Genomic DNA, 21,514 nt, shown 5'->3' with positions numbered 1-21,514 from the left:
CCTAGATGTGCGGGACATCGTCGGGGATGTCGTAGAAGGTGGGGTGGCGGTAGACCTTGTCCGCGCTCGGTGCGAAGAAGGGATCCTTCTCGTCGCGGGTGGAGGCCGCGATGTGCTGGGACCGTACGACCCAGATGCTGACCCCCTCGTTGCGGCGGGTGTAGAGGTCACGGGCATGGGTGAGCGCCATGGCGTCGTCGGCCGCGTGGAGCGAGCCGACATGGACATGGTTGAGGCCGCGCTTGCCCCGTACGAACACCTCGTACAGCGGCCATTCGCGCGGGGTCTCCTCGGTGCCGGTCACGCCGCCGTCCCTTCCTCGGTGCCTACGTTCCGGGCGGCACGCCTGGCCGCGTGTGCGGTGGCGGCCTCGCGGACCCAGGCGCCGTCTTCGTGTGCGGTGCGCCGCCGCTCCATGCGCTGCGCGTTGCACGGTCCGTCGCCGCGGATCACCCGCTGGAGCTCCGACCAGTCGGGGGTGCCGAAGTCATGCCGTCCGCGCTCCTCGTTCCAGCGCAGCTCCGGGTCGGGCAGGGTGACACCGAGCTTCTCGGCCTGCGGCACGGTCATGTCGACGAACCGCTGGCGCAGCTCGTCATTGCTGTGCCGTTTGATCTTCCAGGCCATCGAGGCCGCCGAGTTGGGGGAGTCGCCGTCGGGCGGCCCGAACATCATCAGCGACGGCCACCACCACCGGTCGACCGCGTCCTGCACCATCGCGCGCTGGGCGTCCGTGCCGCGCATCATGGTCATCAGCAGTTCGTACCCCTGGCGCTGGTGGAAGGACTCCTCCTTGCAGATCCGCACCATGGCGCGCGCGTAGGGACCGTACGAACTGCGGCACAGCGGAACCTGGTTGCAGATCGCCGCGCCGTCCACGAACCAGCCGATCACCCCGACATCGGCGAAGCTGGGCGTCGGGTAGTTGAAGATCGAGGAGTACTTCTGGCGCCCCTCGATCAGCCGCTCGGTCAGATCCGCGCGGTCGGCTCCCAGGGTCTCGGCCGCGGAGTACAGATAGAGGCCGTGGCCCGCCTCGTCCTGGACCTTGGCGAAGAGGATGGCCTTACGGCGCAGCGACGGCGCCCGGGTGATCCACTCACCCTCCGGCTGCATACCGATGATCTCCGAGTGGGCGTGCTGCGCGATCTGCCTGATCAGGGTCTTGCGATAGCCGTCGGGCATCCAGTCCCGCGGTTCGATCCGCTGATCCCTCGCGATCGTCGAGTCGAAGTGCGCCTGGAGGTCCGGTCCGGCCGGACCGGCCTCTCCCGCGGCGGATGGAGCGGCGTCCGTGGGCGGGACGGAGTCTGTCGTGGTCATCGCTACCAGCTTCCCAACCGACCGTTCGTTCGGTACGTGATACGACGAGTTTACTGCGGGTGTACGAGCCCCGCCAAGAGGGGTGTCAGCGGCCCCGGGCATGCGCGGGCCGTCGCTCACACCCGCTCCACCAGCATCGCCACGCCCTGGCCGACACCCACGCACAGGGTGGCCAGGCCCCGGCGGGCGTCCTCGCGCTCCAGGCGGCCCAGCAGCGTGAGCAGGATACGGGCCCCGGAGCAGCCGAGCGGATGGCCGAGGGCGATGGCGCCGCCGTCCGCGTTGACGGTCTCCTCGTCGAGCTTCAGCCGCCGTACGACGGCCAGGGCCTGTGCGGCGAAGGCCTCGTTCAGCTCGACCGCGCCCAGCTCGCCGGTCTGCCAGCCCGCGCGGGCGAGGGCCTTCCCGGTGGCGGACACCGGTCCGAGGCCCATCAGGCCGGGCTGGACACCGGCCGACGCGGTGGCGACGATCCGGGCCCGGGGAGTGAGCCCGTACCGTGCGACGGCCGCCGTGCTCGCGACGACCAGGGCCGCGGCCCCGTCCGACAGGGGTGAGGAGGAGCCCGCGGTGACGATGCCGTCCTCGCGGAAGACCGTACGCAGACCGGCGAGCTTCTCCAGGGTGGTGGCGGGGCGCGGGCCCTCGTCGAGCGTCACCTCGCCGTCCTTGACAGGGACCGGCACGATCTCCCGGTCGAAGTGGCCCGCCCGCTGGGCGGCGACGGCCCGCTGATGGCTGCGCAGCGCGAAGGCGTCGGACTCGGCGCGGGTGATGCCGTCGAGGGCGGCGACCTCCTCGGCGGTCTCGCCCATGGACAGGGTCACTCTCGCCGCTCCGGAATCGGCGCCGGCGTCGGCGGCGGTGAAGCGCGGATTGGTGAAGCGCCAGCCCAGCGAGGTGTCGTACATCTCGCCCGGCTTGGCCCATGGTGTGCCGGGCTTCGCCATCACCCAGGGGGCGCGGGTCATCGACTCCGCGCCGCCCGCGACGATCAGCTCCGCCTCGCCCGACCTGATGGCCTGCGCGGCGGAGGCGACAGCGGTCAGGCCCGAGGCGCAGAGCCGGTTGACGGTGTACCCGGGCACGGTGTGCGGAAGCCCGGCGAGCAGTACGGCCATCCGGGCCACATCGCGGTTGTCCTCGCCGGCCTGGTTGGCCGCGCCGAGGATCACCTCGTCCACGGCCTCGCCCGGAATCCCGGAGCGCCGGACGGCCTCGCCGACCACGAGGGCCGCCAGATCGTCCGGCCGTACGGTGGCCAGGGCGCCGCCGTAGCGGCCCTGCGGGGTGCGGGCCCCGTCGATCAGATAGACCTCGTCGGACATCGGTGCGCTCCTCGGCGGGTTTCCGGGGCATGCGTCGCCCCTCTTGACAGCCGAGGGCGATGCTTGATTCCTTGACAATGCCGACGCTAACCGAATGTTCGGTCGGTTCACAAGACGGCGGAAACGGTGACGCGGGTCACTGGCGGCGCCCATGGCGCACGCCTGGTCCGGGTCACGGCGGCGACCGATGCGCGAAGGAGACACGATGAGCAGTCCGACGAGCCGGGCGGGTGCGGGGATCCGCCGGGGCGAGCCGCTCCCGTACGAACTGCTCGACGACGGCGAGCGGTTGACCCGCGACGAGCTGAGGGCGCTTCAGCTCACCCGGCTCCGGGCGACCCTCCGGCACGCCTACGATCACGTGGAGCTGTACCGCAAGAAGTTCGACGAGGCCGGAGTCGGCCCCGACGACTGCCGCACCCTGGCGGATCTCGCCCGCTTCCCCTTCACCACCAAGGCCGATCTGCGCGACACCTACCCCTTCGGCATGTTCGCCGTGCCCATGGCGGATGTGCGCCGCATACACGCCTCCAGCGGCACCACCGGCCGCCCCACGGTGGTCGGCTACACGGAGAGCGATCTCTCCATCTGGGCCGATCTCATCGCCCGTTCGATCCGCGCCGCAGGCGGCCGGCCCGGGCACAAGGTGCATATCTCGTACGGATACGGCCTGTTCACCGGAGGCCTCGGCGCGCACTACGGCGCGGAGCGGGCCGGCTGTACGGTCATTCCCGCGTCCGGCGGGATGACCGCCCGTCAGGTCCAGATCATCCAGGACTTCCGGCCCGAGATCATCATGGTCACACCCTCGTACATGCTCACCCTGCTCGACGAGTTCGAACGGCAGGGCGTCGATCCCCGTACCAGCTCCCTCAAGGTCGGCATCTTCGGCGCCGAGCCATGGACGGAGGAGATGCGCCGGGAGATCGAGGAGCGCGCCGACCTCCACGCCGTCGACATCTACGGACTGTCCGAGGTGATCGGGCCCGGTGTGGCACAGGAGTGCGTCGACACCAAGGACGGGCTGCATGTGTGGGAGGACCACTTCCTGCCCGAGATCGTGGATCCCCTCGGCGACGAACCGGTGGCCGAAGGCGGGAGCGGCGAACTCGTGTTCACCTCCCTCACCAAGGAGGCGCTCCCCGTCATCCGCTACCGCACCCGCGATCTGACCCGGCTGCTGCCCGGTACCGCACGCCCGGCGTTCCGGCGCATCGAGAAGATCACCGGCCGCAGCGACGACATGCTCATCCTGCGCGGGGTGAATCTCTTTCCGACCCAGATCGAGGAGATCGTGCTGCGTACGCCCGGTGTCGCCCCGCACTTCCAGCTCGAACTCTCGCGCAGGGGCAGGCTGGACCATATGACCGTACGCGTCGAAGCGCGCCCGGACACCGGGAGCGGACGGCGCGAGACCGCCGCGCGGGAGATCGCCCAGGGGATCAAGGACGGTGTGGGGGTGAGTGCCGAGGTCCTGGTCGTCGACCCCGACACCCTGGAACGCTCGGTGGGCAAGATCCGCCGCGTCAAGGATCTGCGCGTCCGCTGACCGGTACGGACGGCTCGCGCCGGCCGGTACGGACGGCCGCACCGCCCCTGTGGTCTTCGCCGGTCTTCGCCAGTCTTCGCCGCGTCACGGCAGCAGCGCGGCCGTGAGCATATGGGCCAGCCACTTCTCGTACTCGGCCCTGGCCCAGCCGCGTTCGCGGGTCAGGCGCTCATGGACCTGGGGGGATGTCAGCAGCCAGCACGCGTCGGCCGCCCTGACCGGATCCAGGCCGGGGCGCAGCAGCCCGGCCGCCAGCAGATGGTCGACGAACGCCCTTGTCCCGGCCAGCCGTTCCCGGTCGGTGACGGCGGCCAGCTCGGCCAGCTCCGGATCGGCCGCCGACAGCACGGGCAGCAGCCCGGCCAGCCGCTCATGGACGCCCGCCACAAAACGCGCGTACCCGGCGAGCTTCCTGCCCGGGTCGGGCTCCGCGAGTACGGCGCGCAGCTCCGGCCTGGCATGCATCGGGACCGGGGCGTCGTCCTCGGCCAGAGTGGTGTCGTAGACGGCCTTCACCAGCTCCTGCTTGCCGCCGAACGCCTTGTACACCGTCGGTACGGAGACGCCCGCGCGCCGGGCGACGGCCTGGACCGAGGTGGCCCGGTAGCCGTCGCGCAGCAGCAGCTCCCGGCAGGCGTCCAGGACCGCGGCACGGGTACGGGCCGCCGCCTCCCGTCTGCCGCTGCTGTCGTAGCCGCGCCGCGGCCGGTCCGGTTCGGGCATGCCTCCGCCTCTCCCTTGATTTCGGTATAGTCGATTCTATCGAAATCGACCCGTACATCAGTCCGGTCGTCGCAGCCGGACCGAACATCTGGGAGCAGCCGTGGAACAGACCCCGCAGGGCCCGCCGGGCGTCCACCGTCTGGGCGACAGTCTGGTCAATTTCTATGTGGTCGAGGAGCCGGAGGGACTGGTCCTCGTGGACGCCGGGCTTCCCCGGCACTGGACTATGCTCGTCGACGCCCTGACCGGCCTCGGCGCGTCCGTCACCGACATCAGGGCGGTGCTGCTCACCCACGCCCATCCCGATCATCTCGGTCTCGCGGCCAGGCTCCAGCGCGAGGCGGGCGCCGCGGTATGGATCCACCGCGCCGACGCCCCGACCCTGGCGGCCCGCAATCCGGCGCTGGCCGCCCCGAAGTCGGAGCGTGCCATGGTGCCGTATCTGCTCCGCCGGCCCGCGGCGCTCGCGCTGCCCCTGCATCTGGCCCGACAGGGCGGTTTCCGGCCCACACCCGTGCCGCGGCCGGGCACCTTCCAGAGCCGGCTCGTCCTCACCGGGGTGCCCGGCGCGCCGGAGGCGGTGCCGCTGCCCGGCCACACCCCCGGCAGTGTCGCGTACGTCTTCCCCGGGCACGGCGCCGTCTTCACCGGCGACGCGCTCGTGACGTACGACGGGCTCACCGGCGGCCGCGGACCCCGGCTGATGTGCCGGGGCTTCAGCCACGACAGCGCCGGGGCGCTCGCCTCGCTCGACCGGCTCTCCGAACTCTCCGAACTCGCAGGCGGGGCCGGACAGAGCGGCGATCCGACCCTCTTCTCCGGCCACGGAGAGCCCATGGTCCACGGTCTGTCCGAGGCGGTGACGCAGGCCCGGGGTCTGGGCGTGATCTGAGTCGCGCGGATCAACTCCCGTCGTATTGGCGGCGGGTGTCAGACGCGGGCACCCGGCCACTCTTCGGCGCAGCAGGGTTCGCGGCGCAGCTCCCGGCCGACGGCGAGCCAGTCCGTACGGTCACGGTCCGTCGCCCGCCGCTGCGCCGGGCCCCCGCTGAACTCCCGTACCAGCGCTTCCCGGTGGTACACCACGCCGTCCCGCATCACCCAGGAGGTGCGGACCAGATCGTCGAAGTCCTCGAACGGATCGCCGTCGACCACCGTCAGATCGGCGAGCCTGCCCGGCTCCACCGTGCCCAGATCGGCGTCAACTCCGAAGAGCCGGGCGGGAGTCGCCGTCACGGTACGCAGCGCCTCGGCCGCCGACAGGCCGCCCGAGTCGCGCAGGGCCCGCAGAGCGAGATGGAGATGGAGACCGACCGGGGTCAACGGGGCGTCCGTGCCCAGCGCCAGTGTGCCGCCATCGGTGAGAACCCTTCGGTAGACGGCCATTTCGGCCTTGATCTCACGGAGTGCCTCATCCGTCGGAGGCTTGGCCGCGAGGCTCTCGACCAGCGCCGCGTCCCAGGGCGGCATCATCCTGGTCACCCGGGGATCCTCGGCCAGCGCGGGATCGGCGCCGATCAGATCGACCGCGCTGAACGGTGTGGCGACAAGTGAGAAGTCGCCCTGCCGGTAGGTCTCATGGACGTCCTGGTACGTACGGCCGGTCGGCGAGAGCGCACGTCCGTACTCCGAGCGCTGAGTGGCATGGAGATGGGTCGTCAGATCCTGTCCGGTACTGATCCCCGGCGACAGAAGGTGACTTCCGGCCGGAACTCCGAGCTTCTCATGGGCGGTACGGGCCGCCTCCTCCATGATCCAGCCCGGGGCGCGGACATAGGTCTTGAGGAAGTCGTAGTCGAGCGCCTCCGCCCGCGCCAGTGTGCGCCGTACCCCGTCCTCGGTCCGGTGGGCGCGGCCCATGCTGTACGCGACCCGGCTGCCGTCGATCAGCTCGCCGGTCGCGAACAGCCGGGGCCCTGCCGTACGGCCCGCCGCCACCGACTCCTTGAGCCGCAGTGCCTCGTACGCGAAGCCGCCGAGGGAGACATTGGTGGTGATGCCGTAGGCGAGCATCAGACCGGTCTGCCGGCCGCCGTAGGTGTTCGGCCAGGGATGGGTGTGGGAGTCCCACAGCCCCGGCAGGACCGTCGCCGAGGACGCGTCGACCAGCCGCTCCCCGGGCCGGGCACCCGCCGGGCGGCGGGGCTCCACGGCCACGATGCGATTGCCGCGGATGACGATGTCCATGTTCTCCCGGACGGTCTCGCCGGTACCGTCCCACAGCCGCCCCGCGCGCACCCGGGTGACCTCGGGCCGGGCGGGCCTGCGGCGGCCGTACTCCAGCGGTACGCGGACGGTCCGCCGGCCGGTGCCGTCGGGCCGGATCACCCGGAGCCGGCCGCCCGACAGATACAGCAGGGTGCGCGAGTCGCCCGACCAGGAGGGATGGTCGGCCGCCTCGTCGGTGATACGGCGCGGCTCCCCGGCCGGTGTGCCGTCGGGCCCGACCGGCATGACCCAGAGCGCGGACTCCATGACGAACGCCATCGCGGAGCCGTCGGGCGACCACACCGGACCGCCGTCGCCCCGGTCGGACAACGACGCGTGCGGCAGCGGGAGATGGACGGTTCCGGCTCCGGTACGGGTGTCGACGACCCGGATGACGTTGTAGCCCTCACGGAATCGCTGGTTGAGCCGGTTGCGGTCGCAGAAAGCGAGGTACCGTCCGTCCGGCGACCAACTCGGCTTTCCCGGAAGGCCGTTCGCGCCCAGCGGTGCGGTGAGGGTCTTCTCGGCGCCCGTCGCCAGATCGCGGACGAGGAGGTTTCCGGTGGAGTCCTGGCAGGCGAGCTTCGTACCGTCGGGGGAGAGCACCGGGCCGAGCCGGCCGCCGGTCGCGAGGATCTCGTCCCTGCCGCTGTCGAGCCAGTGGCGGTGCACGCTGATCAGGCCGGTGCCGGTGCCGGTGCCGGTGTCCGTGCCCGTACCGGTGCTGGTGCCGGTGCCGGTGCTGCGGCCGCCGCCGTCGTACGAGTAGAGGACGCTGCGTCCGTCCGGGGCCCAGGACGGCATCTGGACGTACGCCGAGGGCGCCGCCTGGACCAGCCTGCGGGGACGGCCGCCGACCGGCAGCACCCAGAGGGCGTTGAGCGCGGCGAACGCGACCGACCGTCCGTCGGGGGAGAGGACGGGAAGGTGGATCCCCCGTACGGGGCGTGGCGCGGTGGAGTCGAAGTCGTACCGCTTGCGGGGGTAGGCGGGCCGGGGCACGCTCAGCGACGCGGAGAAGGGGATCTCCCGTGCCGGACTCTCCGCGGGCCGGCCGTCCGCCGCGCCCGGGCGGCGGGCCCGTACCCGCCCGTCGGCGACATAGAGGAGTTCGCCGTCGGACGTCCAGCAGGGCGGCATCGGAGAGACGTCCTCGCCCTCGGTGACCGGTTCGCCGTCCACCATCAGCGCCGAGGCGGCGGCCCTGCCCGGCCGGGCGCTGTCGGTGAGCCGTACGTATGCCACCCGGCCGTCCGGGGCGACCGCCGGGCACACCAACGATCCGGTGTCCACGGTGCGTTCGACGGTCACCTCGCCGCCCTTGGCGGGGACCGAGGCGAGCGTACGGCCGCCCTGGCCGGCGGACCGTACGAACAGCACCCGGTCGCCGTCCGGATGCCAGGCCGGGTCGTAGTCCTCGACGGCCGTTCCCGCCGCGGTGCGGGTGAGTCGGGTCAGCCGGCCGTCACGCACGTCCACGGTCCAGATGGTGTACGAACTGCCCAGCACCGGGTCGCCGCCGCGCTCCGAGGCGAACGCGATCCGCGTGCCGTCCGGCGACCAGGACGCTCCGCGGTCGTCCCAGGGGCCCGAGGTCAACTGGCGCAGACGTGAGCCGTCCGGTGCCATGGTCCACAGATGGAAGCCGCCGTCCTTGTACGCGCACACGGCGATCAGCGAGCCGTCCGGCGACCACGCGGGCCGGGTCGGCTCCAGGTCGGGAGTGGTCAGCGCGGTCGCCGTACCGCCGCCGCGCGGCAGCGACCACAGCACGCCCTGCACCTCGGCCACCAGCCGGTCGCCGCCGGGCGACGCGGTGACGGAAGCGTTGGTTCCGGCGGTGAAGGTGAGCGTTCCGGAGCCAACGGAACGGCCGGACGGAAGTGAAGAGGTGAGATCGAGGGGAGACGCGGAAGCCCGGCTCCCCGGTCCGGAGAGCGAGAGCGCGGCTGCTCCCGCACCGCCCAGCGCTGTCGCCCTGATGAAACCCCGACGGGATAACTCATTCAACGGATCCACAAGAAGAACATAAGCGGACGAGCCGGTGGGGCGCGGCCCGTTGGGCCGGATCGACCGGATGGGGGCGCCATGGCGCGGGACCGGGCCGGGATCCATCATGGGTGCGCGCGGACGTGTACGCGTACGTGGACGCCGCGGCGGACGTGTTCGCGGTGGCGTTTGCGGTGCGGTGCGGTGTTGCGCGGCGAAGTGCGATGCGGTGCGGTGCGAGGAATCAGCGAGAGGAAAACGGCGATGACCTTTGATGTGGCCTCGGTACGCGCGCTCTACCCCGCGCTCCACGACGGAACGGCCTATCTCGACGGCGCGGCCGGCACCCAGGTGCCCACCGCGGTCATCGACGCCATCACCGAGGCCTACCGGACGGGCATCGGCAACGCGGGCGGTGCCTTCGCGGCGAGCCGGTACGCGGGCGAGATCGTCGACGAGTGCCGCCGGGCGGTCGCCGATCTGGTCGGCGGGGTCCCGGAGGGCATCGTTCTCGGCCAGAACACCACTTCGCTCGTCTACCGCTTCTCCCAGGCGCTCTCCGCGGCCTGGCGGCCCGGCGACGAGATCGTGGTCTCCCGGCTCGACCACGACGCGAACATCCGGCCCTGGGTGCAGGCCGCGGACCGTGCGGGCGCGACCGTACGGTGGGCGGAGGCCGACCCGGCGACGGGCGAACTGCCGGTGGAGCAGTACGACACCCTGCTCGGCGAGCGCACCCGGCTGGTGGCGGTCACGGCGGCCAGCAACATCCTGGGCACCCGCCCCGACGTCGCCGCCATCACCGCCAAGGCGCACGCGGCCGGCGCCCTGACCTATGTGGACGGGGTGCACGCCACCCCGCACGGCCCGGCCGACGCCACCGCGCTCGGCGCCGACTTCTACGCCACCAGCGCGTACAAATGGTCCGGTCCGCACATCGGCGCGGTCGCCGCGGACCCGGCGCTGCTGGAGACGCTGCACCCCGACCAACTGGCGTGCTCGCCCCGGACCGTACCGCTCCGCTTCGAGACCGGAACACCGCCCTTCGCCGACTTCGCCGGGGTCACCGCGGCCGTCGACCATCTGGCCGGACTGGCCGGACCCGGGACGGGAAGCCGGCGCGAGCGGCTGCTCGCCTCCATGAGCGCGGTCGAGTCGTACGAGAGCGAGCTGTTCGCGGTCATGCTGCGCGGGCTGGAGGAACTGCCCGGCGTCACCCTGTACGGGAAGCCCGCGCGGCGCACCGCGACCGCCTACTTCCGGGTGGCGGGCCACACCCCGGCCGAGGTCGCCGAACACCTCGCGGTCCGCCGGGTGAACGTCTGGAGCGGCCACTGCTACGCCTGGGAGCTGGCCGGAGCACTGGGACTGCGCGACACCGGCGGCGCGGTCCGCGCCGGTCTCGTCCACTACAACGACCGCTCCGACGTCGACCGCCTGCTGTCCGCGGTCGCGGAACTGGGCGGCTGACGGCGGCCGTCCGGGGCATTGTCAGTGGCGGGTGCGATGCTGCTGGTCATGGACGAACTACTACGGCGACGGCGTGTGTACGGAGCCGATCACGACGACCCCGACCCGGGGCCGCGGCCCGGCCATGTCTACCGCGAACTGGTGGCCGGACCGCTGGACGGCCTGCTCCTGGACGTCACCGGCTGGAGCGATCAGCAGCTTCGCGAGGGGGCCGTGCTGCCCACCGAAATAGGCGCGCACGGCCCCGGCGGCCACACGCTGTACGCCCCGAGACCCGCGGCCCCGGCCTACTGGGACTGGGCGGGCGACATACCGTGACGTGCTCACCTGTCCGGGAGCCCTGTCGGCTTGTGTCCGGCGGCCTCAGGGTGGTTGCACTGCGTGCGTAAGATGTGCGCGGAATGTACGGCGGCCGGTACGCCGGAAGTCTGTTTGAGCGATGTTCGTGGTTGGGAGGTGCTCCATGTCCGAGCTGTTCGACGCGGTCGATGCCCTGATCGCCGGGCAGTCGCCGCTTCCTCCGCCGGCGGAGCGGGAACGGCTGCGGAAGGCGCACGGGCTGAGCCAGGACCAGGTCGCCACGGCGCTCAAGGTGCGCCGGGCCACGCTGGCGAACTGGGAGAACGGCAAGACCGATCCCCGGCCGCCGCAGCGCGAGGCGTACGCGCACTTCCTTGCCGCGCTCGCGGAGCTGTACCCGGCGCCTGCGGCCCCCGTACCCGTACCCGTAACGGCCCCTGCTCCGACGCCTCCCCGGCCGGTAAGCGCTGAGCCCGCTCCGGCACCCGCCCGGCCCGCACCGGACTCGTACCGGCCCGCTCCGAAGAAGGCCGCGCCCGGACGGCCCGCCTCCGCTCCCGTTTCCGGCCGTGCTCGCGCTCGTGCCGAAACCGCCGCTCCCGCCGTCGATCCGCGTTTCGAACACGGCCCGCTCGCGGTGCTGGACGGCGACGGCAGCGCGTACTGCGTCGGCGGGCTGGTGCTTGAGTGCCCGGCGAAGACGCTTCCCGCGCTGGTCGAATGGGCCCTCGGAGAGGCGAAGCTGGGGGCGCCGAAGCTGCACCGGTCGGGCAAGGACTCCGATCCGCTGATCGTCCTGACGGAGGCCGCGGCCGTACGGCTCGGGCTGCCCGCGCAGCTCGACGACCGGCGAGGTCTGAGGCTGCCCGAGGACCACAAGGTGGTGAAGCAGCTCGCCAGGGCGAAGTGGCAGCTCACCCGGCGCGGATTCGGGCCATGGGCCTGGGTCTACCGCCCGGCGCAGGGCAGCCGGCGCCAGTGCGTCCAGTTCGCCGTCCTGCCGTGGGGCGCGCTCGACACCCGTGCCTGGGGCGACGCCGACCGGCTCTCCCCGCCCGAACTCGCCCATGTCCTCGGGGACTACGCGACCCGGGTCCTCACTCCGTGCGGCTCCACGGCCGTCTGCGGGCTGGAGCTGATGACCGCCCTGCGGCCGCCGACCCGCGCGGTGAAGGACGAGTCGTCCGGCATCTGGATGTCCGGTCCGGTGCCCGGCTCCCTCACCGAGCCCGTCGAGTGCGCGCCGCCGGAAGCCCCGGACGGCCACCCCGTCGTCGCGAGCCTCTATCCGCGCTTCCACCAGCGCACCCCCGACCAGGTCCTCGACGAGGAGGCGTACGGCTGGTCCCGGGCGCTCACCGACGAGGAGTGCATGAAGCGGTTCGTGGTCGGTATCGACGTCAACATGGCGTTCGCCGCGGCGGCCAACCGGCTGAATGTCGGCACGGGCCCGGCCGAGCATGTCACGGCGCCCGTGTTCGACAAGAAGCTGCCCGGCAGTTGGCTGGTGGATCTCTCCCACATCGGCTTCGACCCGCGTCTGCCGAACCCGTTCACTCCCGACGGGCGCCGCCCGGCCGGTCCCGCCTGGTACGCGACACCGACCGTCGCGTACGCCGTGGAACTCGGCCACGAGGTCCGGCCCGCCGAGGCGTACGTACGGCGCGAGCACGGCCCGTATCTGGACGCCTGGTACACCAGGCTCCGCGACGCCTATATGACCACCATGGCCGAGCTGGGTGTCGTCGCGGGCATGGACGAGCGGGACTTCCTGGCGGCCATGGCGCGGCACAGGACCGTGGACCAGGGGCAGGCGATCGTACTGTCCGCGGTCAAGTCGACGGTCAAGGGCGGCATCGGCAAGCTGCGGGAGCGGCCCCGCGGCACCGGATGGCGGCACGGCGAGCCCTGGCCCGCCCTCCGGCGCCCGACCTGGCGCCCCGACATCCGCGCCGCCGTCATCGCCACGGCCCGGATCAATATGCACCGGAAGATGGCCAGACTCGCGAGCGCCGCGGACCTCTACCCGGTGGCGGTCCTCTCCGACTGCGCCGTGTACGCGTCCGACGGCCCAGGACCGCTCGACTTCCTCCCGTACGGCGACGACGGCAAGCCGCTGTCCGGCGGCTTCCGCCTCGGGGTCAGCCCCGGCATGGTCAAGCACGAGGGCACCCAGGACATCCTCTGGGCCGAAGGGCTCATCGAGGAGTACGGCCCGGGCGCGGTCAATATCGCCCGGCACATCAAGGACGGCACCGTCACGGCCACTGACAGCGGGGAATAGCGATGGGAATCCTCGGGGACAGCCTCGACAAGGCCGAGGCCAACACCGTCACCCGGCCCGCCCCGAAGTCCGCGCCGGCACAGATGCGCTTCCTGGTGAAGCAGGAGAAGGGCTCCACCCGGACCGTCGCCGCGCTGCTCGGTGTCTCGCAGCGCACGGTGGAGCGCTACCTCAAGGGCCAGCTCAAGCATCCGCGCAAGGACCTCGCCGCCCGTCTCGCCGCGGAGGTACGCAGACGATGGCAGCCCCGGGTGCGCGAGCGGGCCAAGAAGAGGGCGGCCGACACCGGGGGCATCATCATCGAGACCCGCGCGAGGTTCGGCTTCACCGCGGCCCCCGGCACCACCGACGACAGCCGGATCCGCCTCATCACCCAGGCACTTCCCCCCGCCTACGCGGCCCGCCTCTTCGACGCCCGGGCCACCGGTGCGTCCGAGCAGCGACTCCGCGAGATCGCGGCCGAAGGCCTCCAGGAGATCTACTTCAAGGACCGCGGCCGCCGCGCGGACGGCCTGCTCGTAGAGTTCACGGACATCGACTACGTGGAGCTGGACTTCTGAGAGCCGGACGTCCGGCACAGACCCCGGCCTCCGGCACAAGGCTGCCCCGCCCCGCGGAAGGAGCGTCATGACCACACCGCCCCGTCTGATCCCCCTGCTCGCGCAGTTCGACTTCGCACGCAAGCGTCTCGCCGACCGGCTGGCGGGTCCTGTCATGGACAGCGGCAACGGGACGGATGTCCCGGTGGGGCCGATGACGGACGAGGAGTACCTCTGGGAGCCGGTGCCCGGCTGCTGGTCGGTGCGGCGGCGTTCGGACGGGCCGGGGCCCGGTGCGACCGTGCTGGCCGGGGCCGGCGACTGGGGGCGGGACGCCGCGCTTCCCCCGCACCCCACACCGCCGCCGTTCACCACGATCGCCTGGCGGCTGACCCACCTCAGCGAAATGCTGGCCCTGCGCGCCGACCACACCGCCGGCAGCCACTCCCTGACCCGGGACGACTACCGGATCAGCGAGGACGCCGCCGGAGCGATCGCGGCCTTCGACGAGGGCGCCGCGATATGGCGACAGGCCCTGCTCACTGTCGACGACACCGCACTCGACACCGTGGGATACAGCACCTACCCCCATGGCAGCGACCCGGACGATCCGTTCATCGAGATTGTCTGGTGGATGAACCAGGAACTCCTCCACCACGGCGCCGAGATCGCCCTGATACGGGACCTCTACCGCGCGCAACGGCCCTGACCCGGACGTCAGTTGTCGTCGGACCCGCGTGCGGCTGAGGCGGGTGCGGCTGACGCGGGTGCCGCTCCGGAGGCGCGGCGCGCGAGGTTTTCGCGGAGGGCCGTCAGACGGGCGATTTCCGCGTCGAGGACGGCGAGGCGGTGGCCGACGATTCCCGAGCCGGGGGTGCCGGGCTCGACCCCGCCGCAGCGCGTCGGCGGGTTCTCGATGAGGAGATCCAGGCGGTCGGCGCAGCTCCGCAGGTCCTCGACGGTGAGCCCGAGGGTCAGCAGTTCGCGGATGACCCGTACGCGCGCGATCTCGACGGGACCGTATTCGCGCTGGCCGGAGGGGGTACGGGCGGGCGGCGGGAGCACGCCGCGCTGCTCGTAGAACCGTAGCGCCCTGGGCGTCGCACCCGTCACCGCCGCCGCCTCGCCGATCCGCATCCTGCCCCCACTCCCGCTCCCCGTCCGCCTCCACCATCGGACGCGTACGACACGTATGGCTACAACTCCACGACGACGGCCCCGAAGTGGCGGCCTGCCATCAGTTCCTCCAACGCCTGAGGCGCGCGATCGATGCCCGCGATCCGAGTGTGGGGGAAGCTGATCTCGCCGGAGCGCAGCCAGGCGCCGAAGCGGCCGGTCCACTCCTTCTCCATCTCGGGATGGTCCGCGCCGGTATATCCCCGCAGCGAGATGCCCTTCACGACCAGACGGAACGCGTCGATCTCCACCGGCGCGCTGCCGCCGGCCCGCTCCGCCGCCAACTGCCCGGAGAGCGCGCCGACCAGGGCGAACCGTGCCCCCTGCCGGGCCGCGCCGAGCGCCGCGACCAGTTGCTCGCCCGCGACATTGTCCAGCAGGACGTCGATGCCCTCCGGCGCCGCCTCGGCGAGCTGCTCGGCGATGGACCCGGCGCCCCGCCGTACCACCGCGTCGTAACGCAGCTCGGAGACCAGCCGCTCGGCCTTCTCCGCCGTGCTGGTGCTGCCGATCACCCGACCGGCGCCCAGCAGCCGTGCGATCTGCCCGGCCAGCGAGCCCACCGCTCCCGCCGCGCCGGTGACGAAGACGGTGTCGCCGGTGCGGACTTCGGCGAGCCGGGTCAGCGCACCGTACGCGGCCGATCCCACCGACAGATACGCGACCGGGTCGGGCAGTGTGTCGTCCAGGAGTGTGCAGTCGGCGGCGGCGACCAGCGCGTACTCCCGCCATCCGAGGAGGTGGCTGACGGTGTCGCCGGTACGGAGCGGGCTGTCGGCCGGCGCCGCGACGACCTCGCCGACGGCGGGACCGAACAGCGCGTCCCCGCTGCGCAGGGGCGGCAGCGGCACGCCGTCGACCTCACCGCCGATCAGGGTGCGCAGGCCGGGGAAGACGAGGAAGTACCGGTTCCTGACGAGGACTTGGCCGGTCCCGGGCTCGGGCAGCGGGGTCCCGACGACGGTGAAGTGTTCGCGTGTGGGCAGTCCCCCGGGGACGGCGGTGAGCCGGACCTCGCGGGCGGTGCCGGGCAGGGCTGTGGTCATGTTCGGGCTCCTGGACGGGTTACGGGGGCGGTGTCACGGCGCGTGTGTCCGCTGCCGGTGTGCGTGACGCTAACCCCTGACTCGTACGTCAGGGTCAAGCCGACCCGACCCGACCCGACCCGACCCGACCCGGGCCGGGCCGGAGCGCGAAGCCGGAGTCGGGGCCGGAGCTGGCGTACGGAGCCGCGGCCGGACCGGGCCGCCTCCGGAACCGGGGAGCACGCTGAGTTGCCCGGGTGCGCCGGTGCCAGCAGAGTGGGCGTGGGGGAGAGATCACGAACCCCGCCGCACCCCGCTGCGGGCGATGTGTGTTCCGTACGCGGCCGGCAGAACGCGGCCGGCAGAGAGACACAGGGAGACAGCGATGGCGCAGCGAGACGACCTTCCGGCACCGTCGCAAGGGCTGGTTCTGACCCACTTCCTCACCGTGCGTGACGTCCACGTGTCGTGCCGCTTCTACGCGGACATCCTCGGCGGCGAAGTGGTACTCCCCGAGAACCCCGGGATCGTGAAGGTCGCCAATGGCTGGATCATCATGAACCCGGGCGGCGGCCCCACCCCGGACAAGCCCGATGTGGTCCTCACCCCGCCCGCCCCGGGCGACCCCGTGTCGTCGTTCCTGAACGTACGGGTCGCCGATCTGGCGGCCTTCTACGAGCAGGCCACCGCGAAGGGCGCGCACTTCCTGACCGAACCGCTCGACCGCAAGGCGGAACTCCGCTGCTATCTCCGCGACCCCGACGGATATCTGGTCGAGGTGGGCCAGGCCACCGGCATGCTGCGAGGCGTCTTCGCCGACAGGCCGCCCGCCGACGGCAGTTGAGGCACCGACGGCCCTTGAGGCACTGACCGCGACCGGCTCTCCCCACCTCTTGCTCCTGACCTCTTGCTCTTGACGGTGATCTTGCGTGACTTCTCGGTCCGTCCATCGGATAAGCAGGGTGAGAAGTTCATCTGCTCGCAGAACGCGGCAGAACGCGGCGGAACACAAAGGGCAGGAGCCAGAAATGAAGCGCACGACGCGGGCGGTTTCCCGGTGGGCGGTCGGGATCACGGCGACGGCGATGGCGACCGGACTGCCGGCCGGGACGGCGACCGCCGACGAGACCCACACCAACTCGCACAACGGGCCCAATGTGTCGCTGATCTCCACGGGCCAGATCGACGACCCGATGGAGGACGTACTGGAGCACACCCTGCTGTTCGGGGACGGCTACACCTGGGACTGACCCGAGGTTGAACCGGGCCTGCTGTGCGGCTGCCGGTCCCCCAGGACGGACAGGAGCTGGAGCTTCTCGCAGCCCTCCGTCCTGTCCGGGGATCGGCAGTCCCTGTTTACGGGCCTGCGGGCGCAGGGGCGTACGAGCGGGCTTACGGACGGCTCACCCGGTGGGCCGTCTTCTGCCGCGAGCCGGTCGTACGGTGCGGGAAATCCGGCAATGAACCAGGGCTTCCGGCGCAAAAATCTGACGTCTGCGCGCAGTTCGGCGTCAAGGAGGTGAAATCACTTCGCAGGAGTCTTGTGGATCGAACCGCGCGGGTCCTAATGTCGCCTCACCTCATGGCGTCCGCTCCGCCGAGCGTCGCAGGCGTTCACCCCTTCCGACCTCCCGACAGAAACGAGAGCTTTCGATGTCATGGAGCATCACAGGAGCCGTCATCGGACGATCCGGCAGCTCCGGTAGACCACGCAGACCCGGCAGACCCGCACGAAGAGCCGCCGCGGCGGTCGCGGCGCTGACCGCGGCCGCCGCCGGTCTCGGTCTCCTGGCCGGCGGAACGGCCCTCGCCCGCAACGCCACTGATGGTACGTCAGGCGCCGTCGTGACCCGTGCCGCCCTCGACCCGTCACTCGTCGCGGGCCGGGGCGCGAACCTCGGTTTCGTCGAGCAGGAGGCGGAGAACGCCACGACGAACGGCTCGGTCATCGGGCCGGACCGTACCGCGTACACCCTGCCCGCCGAGGCCTCGGGACGGAAAGCCGTCCGACTCACCCCGGGCCGGTACGTCGAGTTCACCCTGCCGAGCGCGGCCAACGCCATCACCGTGCGCTACAGCATTCCCGACGCGCCGGACGGCGGCGGCATCACCGCCCCGCTCGATGTCACGGTGAACGGCAGGGACCGCTCCACCATGACCCTCACCTCGCAGTACGCGTGGCTGTACAACCAGTACCCGTTCTCGAACGACCCCAACGCCGGTCTGCTGCACCCGGACTGGTGGATCACCGAGTGCTCCTGCGTCCCGGACGCGACCACACCGGCCCCGGTCATCGACAAGCCTTTCCGGCCGAACCACTTCTACGACGAGCAGCGCCTGCTCCTCGGCAGGACCTACCGTGCGGGTGACACCGTACGGCTGACGGTCCCGGCCGGGAGCCGCGCCGCGTGGACGGTCATCGACCTGCTCGACTCGGAGCGCGTCGGCCTGCCGCACGTCGAGCCCGTCGCCGCCAACGTGCTGGCCTTCGGTGCCGACCCGTCCGGGCGGCGCGACTCCGCCGACGCGCTCGACCGGGCGATCGCCTTCGCGAAGCGCAAGCACCTCAAGGTCTACATACCGCCGGGCACCTACCAGGTGAACCGTCACATCATCGTCGACGACGTGACGATCGTGGGCGCCGGCAACTGGTACACCATCATCAAGGGACGCCAGACCGACCTCGCCACCCCGGCCCCCGACGGTTCGGTCCACACCGGAGTCGGCTTCTACGGCAAGGACGCGGCGGACGGCGGCAGTACGAATGTGCATCTCTCCGGGTTCGCCATCGAGGGCGATGTCCGTGAGCGCATCGACACCGACCAGGTGAACGGTATCGGCGGCGCGATGAGCGACTCGACCATCGACGGTCTGCACATCCGGCACACCAAGGTGGGGCTGTGGTTCGACGGTCCGATGTCCAATGTGCGGATCACGAACAATGTCATCGTCGACCAGATCGCCGACGGTCTCAACTTCCATACGGGCGTGACCGATTCGGTCGTGTCGAACAACTTCGTCCGAAACTCGGGCGACGACGGCCTCGCCATGTGGTCCGAGAAGACCTCCGACACCCGTAACACCTTCGACCACAACACCGTGCAGACACCGGTCCTCGCCAACGGCATCGCCATCTACGGCGGCAAGGACAACACCGTCTCCAGCAACCTGATCGCCGACCCCATCCGGGAGGGCAGCGCCATCCAGGTCGGATCGCGCTTCGGTGCCGAGGCGTTCACCGGATATCTGCGGATCGCCGACAACACCACGGTCCGCGCCGGAACGTACGAGCTGAACTGGAACATCGGCCTGGGCGCCATCTGGTTCTACGCCCTGGAGAAGAACATCGACGCCGACATCCAGGTGACCGGCGACCACTTCCTCGACAACACCTACAACGCCATCATGCTGGTCAGCGACTGGCCGGTGAAGGATCTGTACTCGATCAGCAATGTCCGCTTCAAGGACATCAGGGTCGACGGTACGGGCACCTCGGTGGTCAGCGCACGGGTCGCGGGCTCGGCGTCCTTCGAGAACGTGGACGCCCGCAATGTCGGGGCGGTCGGTGTGAACAACTGCGGTTCGTTCAACTTCCCGGCCACGGGCTCGGAGTTCTCGCTGACCGACCTCGGCGGCAATGACGGAGGCGGCACCACAGGACCCTGGCTCGCCCCCTGGGAACTCCCCAACACCATCACCTGCGACGACCGCCCACCCGTGGTCGCCCCGCCCGCGCCGTCCGCTTGGTGACACCAGCGGGACCGCCAAGTCGCTGACCCTGCCCGTCCGGTCGGCCGCCCCCAGGAGTCATGGGCGGTCGGCCGGACCAGCCGTCAGTCACAGGTAGTTGCTGAGTTCGATCAGATTGCCGTCGGGGTCGCGTACGTACACACTGACGATCGCTCCCGTGGCGCCCGTACGCTCCACCGGTCCCTCCTCCACCGGCACACCGTGCGCGGCCAGCTCCTCCCGAATGCGGTCGAGGGGTTCGTCCACGACAAGGCACAGGTCCGCGCTGCCCGGTGCAGGGCGGTGCGCCTTGGGCTCGTACTCCCGGCCCGCCGGATGCAGATTGATCTTGCTACGTCCGAAGGAAAGCGCACGCCGTCCGCCGCCGAAGGCGACCGGTGTCATTCCAAGGACGCGTGTGTAGAAGTCGACCGTGGCGTCGATGTCGGCCACGGTGAGGACGAGATGGTCGAGCCGGTTGATCCGCATGGCTCCGGTCTCCTTTCTCTTCACCGTCGCACCGTCTACCGTGGCGAGTGCCTGTGCCTCGCCGTCGCAGAGGGCACCCGAGCCTGGGGCCGCGTACGGTCAGGAATGCCCGCCGTACGCGAGTTCGCTGGCCAGGAGCGCCGCTCCGACAACGCCAGCGCGGGGGCCGAGTTCGGACATGACGATCGGCAGATTGCCCGTGGCCAGTGGCAGCGAGCGCTTGTAGACCACACTGCGGATCTCGGCGAGCAGGAGATAGCCCAGCCCCGACAGGCCGCCGCCGATGACTATCATCGACGGGTTCATGAAGCTGACCAGCGTGGCGAGGACCTGCCCCACCCGGTGTCCGCCGGCCCGGATGAGATTGACGGAGGCGTTGTCACCGCCTGTGGCGCACTCGGCCACATCGACGGCCGTGAGCGTCCCCTGCTCGGCGAGCCGCTCGGCGAGGGCGGGGGACTGTCCGGAGCGTGCGGCCTCCAGGGCGTCCCGGGCCAGGGCCACACCGCCGAAGTACGCTTCCAGACAGCCCGTGTTGCCGCAGGAGCAGACCGGTCCGTCGGCCTCGACCTGGATATGGCCGATGTCCCCGGCGCAGCCCTCCGCGCCCCGGTATATCCGGCCGTGGTGCTGCATGCCGGAGCCGATCCCACTTCCGATCTTGACGAAGAGCAGATGGTCGACGGACCTGGCGACCCCGCAGTGTGCCTCGCCGAGCGCCATCACATTGACGTCGTTGTCAACGACCACCGGGCAGCCGTGTTCCTGGGCGAGGGTGTCCCGTACGGGATAGCGGTTCCAGCCCACCATGATCGGCGGTGAGACGGGCACACCGCTGCGGAAGCTGACCGGTCCCGGCAGACCGATGCCGATCGCGTCGAGACGGGTGTAGTGGCCCTGGGCGCGCAGCTTGTGCAGGATCTCGCTGACCCGGTCCAGTACGGCGACCGGGCCCGAGCGGATGTCGGCGGCCTCCGCGTAGGCGGCGACCGGTTCGAGGCCGCCGTCGGTGATCTCGATGTCGATCGAGCTGGCGCCGAGGTCGACGGCCGCGAACCGCAGGCCCGGGTCGAGCTGGACGAGGGTGGAGCGGCGGCCGCCGCGCGAGGCGGCAGGGCCCGCCTCCAGGACCATGCCGGTGGCGACCATCCGGTCGAGCTCGGCGAGGAGCCGCGGGCGCGGCACCTCCAGTCTGTCCGACAACTGGGCCCGGGACAGTGGGCCGTTGTCGCGCAGCATGCTCAATACACGGTACTGAACGCTCACGGGCTCCACTTCCCCAGACTCCCAAAGGCGCCGGCGCGGTCACACCGGCCCTTACTGTCCGATCGTACGGAACTTTTGCTGATCCTGCTAAAAGTTGGCCGAAGCGCTGCCCCACC

The 21,514-nt window shown here is 71.2% G+C and carries 19 protein-coding genes; 10 read left to right on the top strand and 9 right to left on the bottom strand.

The features are described 5' to 3' along the window. Position 1 precedes the first annotated feature (1 nt). The 3 genes from paaB to ACFU9P_RS00795 form a co-directional block, all read right to left on the bottom strand. Positions 2-304: a 1,2-phenylacetyl-CoA epoxidase subunit PaaB gene (gene paaB, locus ACFU9P_RS00805; RefSeq protein WP_376385525.1), complete on the bottom strand. Its 303-nt coding sequence runs from the start codon at positions 302-304 to the stop codon at positions 2-4. Continuing rightward, positions 301-1,323 carry a 1,2-phenylacetyl-CoA epoxidase subunit PaaA gene (gene paaA / locus ACFU9P_RS00800; RefSeq protein ID WP_384076756.1) on the bottom strand — a complete coding sequence of 341 codons (1,023 nt, stop codon included), beginning with the start codon at positions 1,321-1,323 and terminating at the stop codon, positions 301-303. The genes paaB and paaA overlap by 4 nt, the downstream gene beginning before the upstream one ends. A gap of 116 nt (positions 1,324-1,439) precedes the next feature. Then, positions 1,440-2,651 (bottom strand): thiolase family protein, encoded by a 1,212-nt coding sequence (locus ACFU9P_RS00795; protein WP_384076753.1) that lies wholly within the window; start codon positions 2,649-2,651, stop codon positions 1,440-1,442. A gap of 205 nt (positions 2,652-2,856) precedes the next feature. Here ACFU9P_RS00795 and paaK point away from each other — a divergent pair, with 205 nt between their 5' ends. After that, entirely contained in the window at positions 2,857-4,200 is a 1,344-nt protein-coding gene (paaK, locus tag ACFU9P_RS00790; RefSeq protein ID WP_384076751.1) for a phenylacetate--CoA ligase PaaK, read from the top strand. A gap of 84 nt (positions 4,201-4,284) precedes the next feature. On the opposite strand, the gene ACFU9P_RS00785 is transcribed toward paaK, so the two are convergent. Beyond that, entirely contained in the window at positions 4,285-4,923 is a 639-nt protein-coding gene (locus ACFU9P_RS00785; protein WP_384076749.1) for a TetR/AcrR family transcriptional regulator, read from the bottom strand. A gap of 100 nt (positions 4,924-5,023) precedes the next feature. Between ACFU9P_RS00785 and ACFU9P_RS00780 the strand changes: the two genes are divergently transcribed. Next, positions 5,024-5,815: an MBL fold metallo-hydrolase gene (locus ACFU9P_RS00780; protein WP_384076746.1), complete on the top strand. Its 792-nt coding sequence runs from the start codon at positions 5,024-5,026 to the stop codon at positions 5,813-5,815. A gap of 38 nt (positions 5,816-5,853) precedes the next feature. On the opposite strand, the gene ACFU9P_RS00775 is transcribed toward ACFU9P_RS00780, so the two are convergent. After that, positions 5,854-9,249, bottom strand: a complete 3,396-nt coding sequence (locus ACFU9P_RS00775; protein WP_384076743.1) for an amidohydrolase family protein — start codon at positions 9,247-9,249, stop codon at positions 5,854-5,856. A 135-nt stretch (positions 9,250-9,384) separates the two neighbouring features. On the opposite strand from ACFU9P_RS00775, the gene ACFU9P_RS00770 reads away from it, so the two are divergent. The 5 genes from ACFU9P_RS00770 (at position 9,385) to ACFU9P_RS00750 (ending at position 14,422) form a co-directional block, all read left to right on the top strand. Next, a complete protein-coding gene (locus ACFU9P_RS00770) occupies positions 9,385-10,590 on the top strand; it encodes a cysteine desulfurase-like protein (protein WP_384076740.1) in 1,206 nt (401 codons plus the stop codon). A 48-nt stretch (positions 10,591-10,638) separates the two neighbouring features. Further along, positions 10,639-10,908, top strand: a complete 270-nt coding sequence (locus ACFU9P_RS00765) for a hypothetical protein (RefSeq protein ID WP_376385540.1) — start codon at positions 10,639-10,641, stop codon at positions 10,906-10,908. 145 nt (positions 10,909-11,053) lie between these two features. Further along, a complete protein-coding gene (tap, locus tag ACFU9P_RS00760) occupies positions 11,054-13,174 on the top strand; it encodes a telomere-associated protein Tap (protein ID WP_384076737.1) in 2,121 nt (706 codons plus the stop codon). 2 nt (positions 13,175-13,176) lie between these two features. Continuing rightward, positions 13,177-13,734, top strand: a complete 558-nt coding sequence (tpg, locus tag ACFU9P_RS00755; RefSeq protein WP_384076734.1) for a telomere-protecting terminal protein Tpg — start codon at positions 13,177-13,179, stop codon at positions 13,732-13,734. Between the two features lie 67 nt (positions 13,735-13,801). After that, positions 13,802-14,422 (top strand): DinB family protein, encoded by a 621-nt coding sequence (locus ACFU9P_RS00750; RefSeq protein WP_384076733.1) that lies wholly within the window; start codon positions 13,802-13,804, stop codon positions 14,420-14,422. Positions 14,423-14,430: 8 nt separating this feature from the next. On the opposite strand, the gene ACFU9P_RS00745 is transcribed toward ACFU9P_RS00750, so the two are convergent. Together ACFU9P_RS00745 and ACFU9P_RS00740 are read right to left on the bottom strand one after the other, a co-directional pair. Further along, positions 14,431-14,850 carry a MerR family transcriptional regulator gene (locus tag ACFU9P_RS00745; protein ID WP_376385549.1) on the bottom strand — a complete coding sequence of 140 codons (420 nt, stop codon included), beginning with the start codon at positions 14,848-14,850 and terminating at the stop codon, positions 14,431-14,433. 59 nt (positions 14,851-14,909) lie between these two features. Then, positions 14,910-15,935 carry an MDR family NADP-dependent oxidoreductase gene (locus ACFU9P_RS00740; RefSeq protein ID WP_384076729.1) on the bottom strand — a complete coding sequence of 342 codons (1,026 nt, stop codon included), beginning with the start codon at positions 15,933-15,935 and terminating at the stop codon, positions 14,910-14,912. 364 nt (positions 15,936-16,299) lie between these two features. On the opposite strand from ACFU9P_RS00740, the gene ACFU9P_RS00735 reads away from it, so the two are divergent. From ACFU9P_RS00735 to ACFU9P_RS00725, 3 genes are all read left to right on the top strand, one after another. After that, complete coding sequence (locus tag ACFU9P_RS00735; RefSeq protein ID WP_384076726.1) at positions 16,300-16,758, top strand: VOC family protein; 459 nt, start codon at positions 16,300-16,302, stop codon at positions 16,756-16,758. A 184-nt stretch (positions 16,759-16,942) separates the two neighbouring features. After that, positions 16,943-17,164 carry a hypothetical protein gene (locus tag ACFU9P_RS00730; protein WP_384076723.1) on the top strand — a complete coding sequence of 74 codons (222 nt, stop codon included), beginning with the start codon at positions 16,943-16,945 and terminating at the stop codon, positions 17,162-17,164. A gap of 403 nt (positions 17,165-17,567) precedes the next feature. Then, positions 17,568-19,664: a glycosyl hydrolase family 28-related protein gene (locus ACFU9P_RS00725; RefSeq protein WP_384076720.1), complete on the top strand. Its 2,097-nt coding sequence runs from the start codon at positions 17,568-17,570 to the stop codon at positions 19,662-19,664. Positions 19,665-19,751: 87 nt separating this feature from the next. On the opposite strand, the gene ACFU9P_RS00720 is transcribed toward ACFU9P_RS00725, so the two are convergent. Together ACFU9P_RS00720 and ACFU9P_RS00715 are read right to left on the bottom strand one after the other, a co-directional pair. Continuing rightward, positions 19,752-20,156 carry a VOC family protein gene (locus tag ACFU9P_RS00720; RefSeq protein ID WP_376385559.1) on the bottom strand — a complete coding sequence of 135 codons (405 nt, stop codon included), beginning with the start codon at positions 20,154-20,156 and terminating at the stop codon, positions 19,752-19,754. A 75-nt stretch (positions 20,157-20,231) separates the two neighbouring features. Beyond that, positions 20,232-21,371 carry an ROK family protein gene (locus tag ACFU9P_RS00715; protein ID WP_046494922.1) on the bottom strand — a complete coding sequence of 380 codons (1,140 nt, stop codon included), beginning with the start codon at positions 21,369-21,371 and terminating at the stop codon, positions 20,232-20,234. Positions 21,372-21,514 lie beyond the last annotated feature (143 nt).

The organism is Streptomyces sp. NPDC057617 (genome assembly GCF_042800555.1).
GTDB lineage: Bacteria > Actinomycetota > Actinomycetes > Streptomycetales > Streptomycetaceae > Streptomyces.
Note: the sequence above shows the minus strand (reverse complement) of the source record. Positions and strands in the feature narration are given on the sequence as shown.

Excerpts from the sequence above, each read along its gene's own strand:
- ACFU9P_RS00795 (WP_384076753.1), bottom strand. The coding sequence starts at position 2,651 with ATGTCCGACGAGGTCTATCTGATCGACGGGGCCCGCACCCCGCAGGGC.
- ACFU9P_RS00775 (WP_384076743.1), bottom strand. The coding sequence starts at position 9,249 with ATGATGGATCCCGGCCCGGTCCCGCGCCATGGCGCCCCCATCCGGTCG.
- ACFU9P_RS00765 (WP_376385540.1), top strand. The coding sequence starts at position 10,639 with ATGGACGAACTACTACGGCGACGGCGTGTGTACGGAGCCGATCACGAC.
- tpg (WP_384076734.1), top strand. The coding sequence starts at position 13,177 with ATGGGAATCCTCGGGGACAGCCTCGACAAGGCCGAGGCCAACACCGTC.
- ACFU9P_RS00715 (WP_046494922.1), bottom strand. The coding sequence starts at position 21,371 with ATGCTGCGCGACAACGGCCCACTGTCCCGGGCCCAGTTGTCGGACAGA.
- ACFU9P_RS00750 (WP_384076733.1), top strand. The coding sequence starts at position 13,802 with ATGACCACACCGCCCCGTCTGATCCCCCTGCTCGCGCAGTTCGACTTC.
- tap (WP_384076737.1), top strand. The coding sequence starts at position 11,054 with ATGTCCGAGCTGTTCGACGCGGTCGATGCCCTGATCGCCGGGCAGTCG.
- ACFU9P_RS00785 (WP_384076749.1), bottom strand. The coding sequence starts at position 4,923 with ATGCCCGAACCGGACCGGCCGCGGCGCGGCTACGACAGCAGCGGCAGA.
- paaK (WP_384076751.1), top strand. The coding sequence starts at position 2,857 with ATGAGCAGTCCGACGAGCCGGGCGGGTGCGGGGATCCGCCGGGGCGAG.
- ACFU9P_RS00725 (WP_384076720.1), top strand. The coding sequence starts at position 17,568 with ATGTCATGGAGCATCACAGGAGCCGTCATCGGACGATCCGGCAGCTCC.
- paaA (WP_384076756.1), bottom strand. The coding sequence starts at position 1,323 with ATGACCACGACAGACTCCGTCCCGCCCACGGACGCCGCTCCATCCGCC.
- ACFU9P_RS00745 (WP_376385549.1), bottom strand. The coding sequence starts at position 14,850 with ATGCGGATCGGCGAGGCGGCGGCGGTGACGGGTGCGACGCCCAGGGCG.
- ACFU9P_RS00770 (WP_384076740.1), top strand. The coding sequence starts at position 9,385 with ATGACCTTTGATGTGGCCTCGGTACGCGCGCTCTACCCCGCGCTCCAC.
- ACFU9P_RS00735 (WP_384076726.1), top strand. The coding sequence starts at position 16,300 with ATGGCGCAGCGAGACGACCTTCCGGCACCGTCGCAAGGGCTGGTTCTG.
- ACFU9P_RS00740 (WP_384076729.1), bottom strand. The coding sequence starts at position 15,935 with ATGACCACAGCCCTGCCCGGCACCGCCCGCGAGGTCCGGCTCACCGCC.
- ACFU9P_RS00730 (WP_384076723.1), top strand. The coding sequence starts at position 16,943 with ATGAAGCGCACGACGCGGGCGGTTTCCCGGTGGGCGGTCGGGATCACG.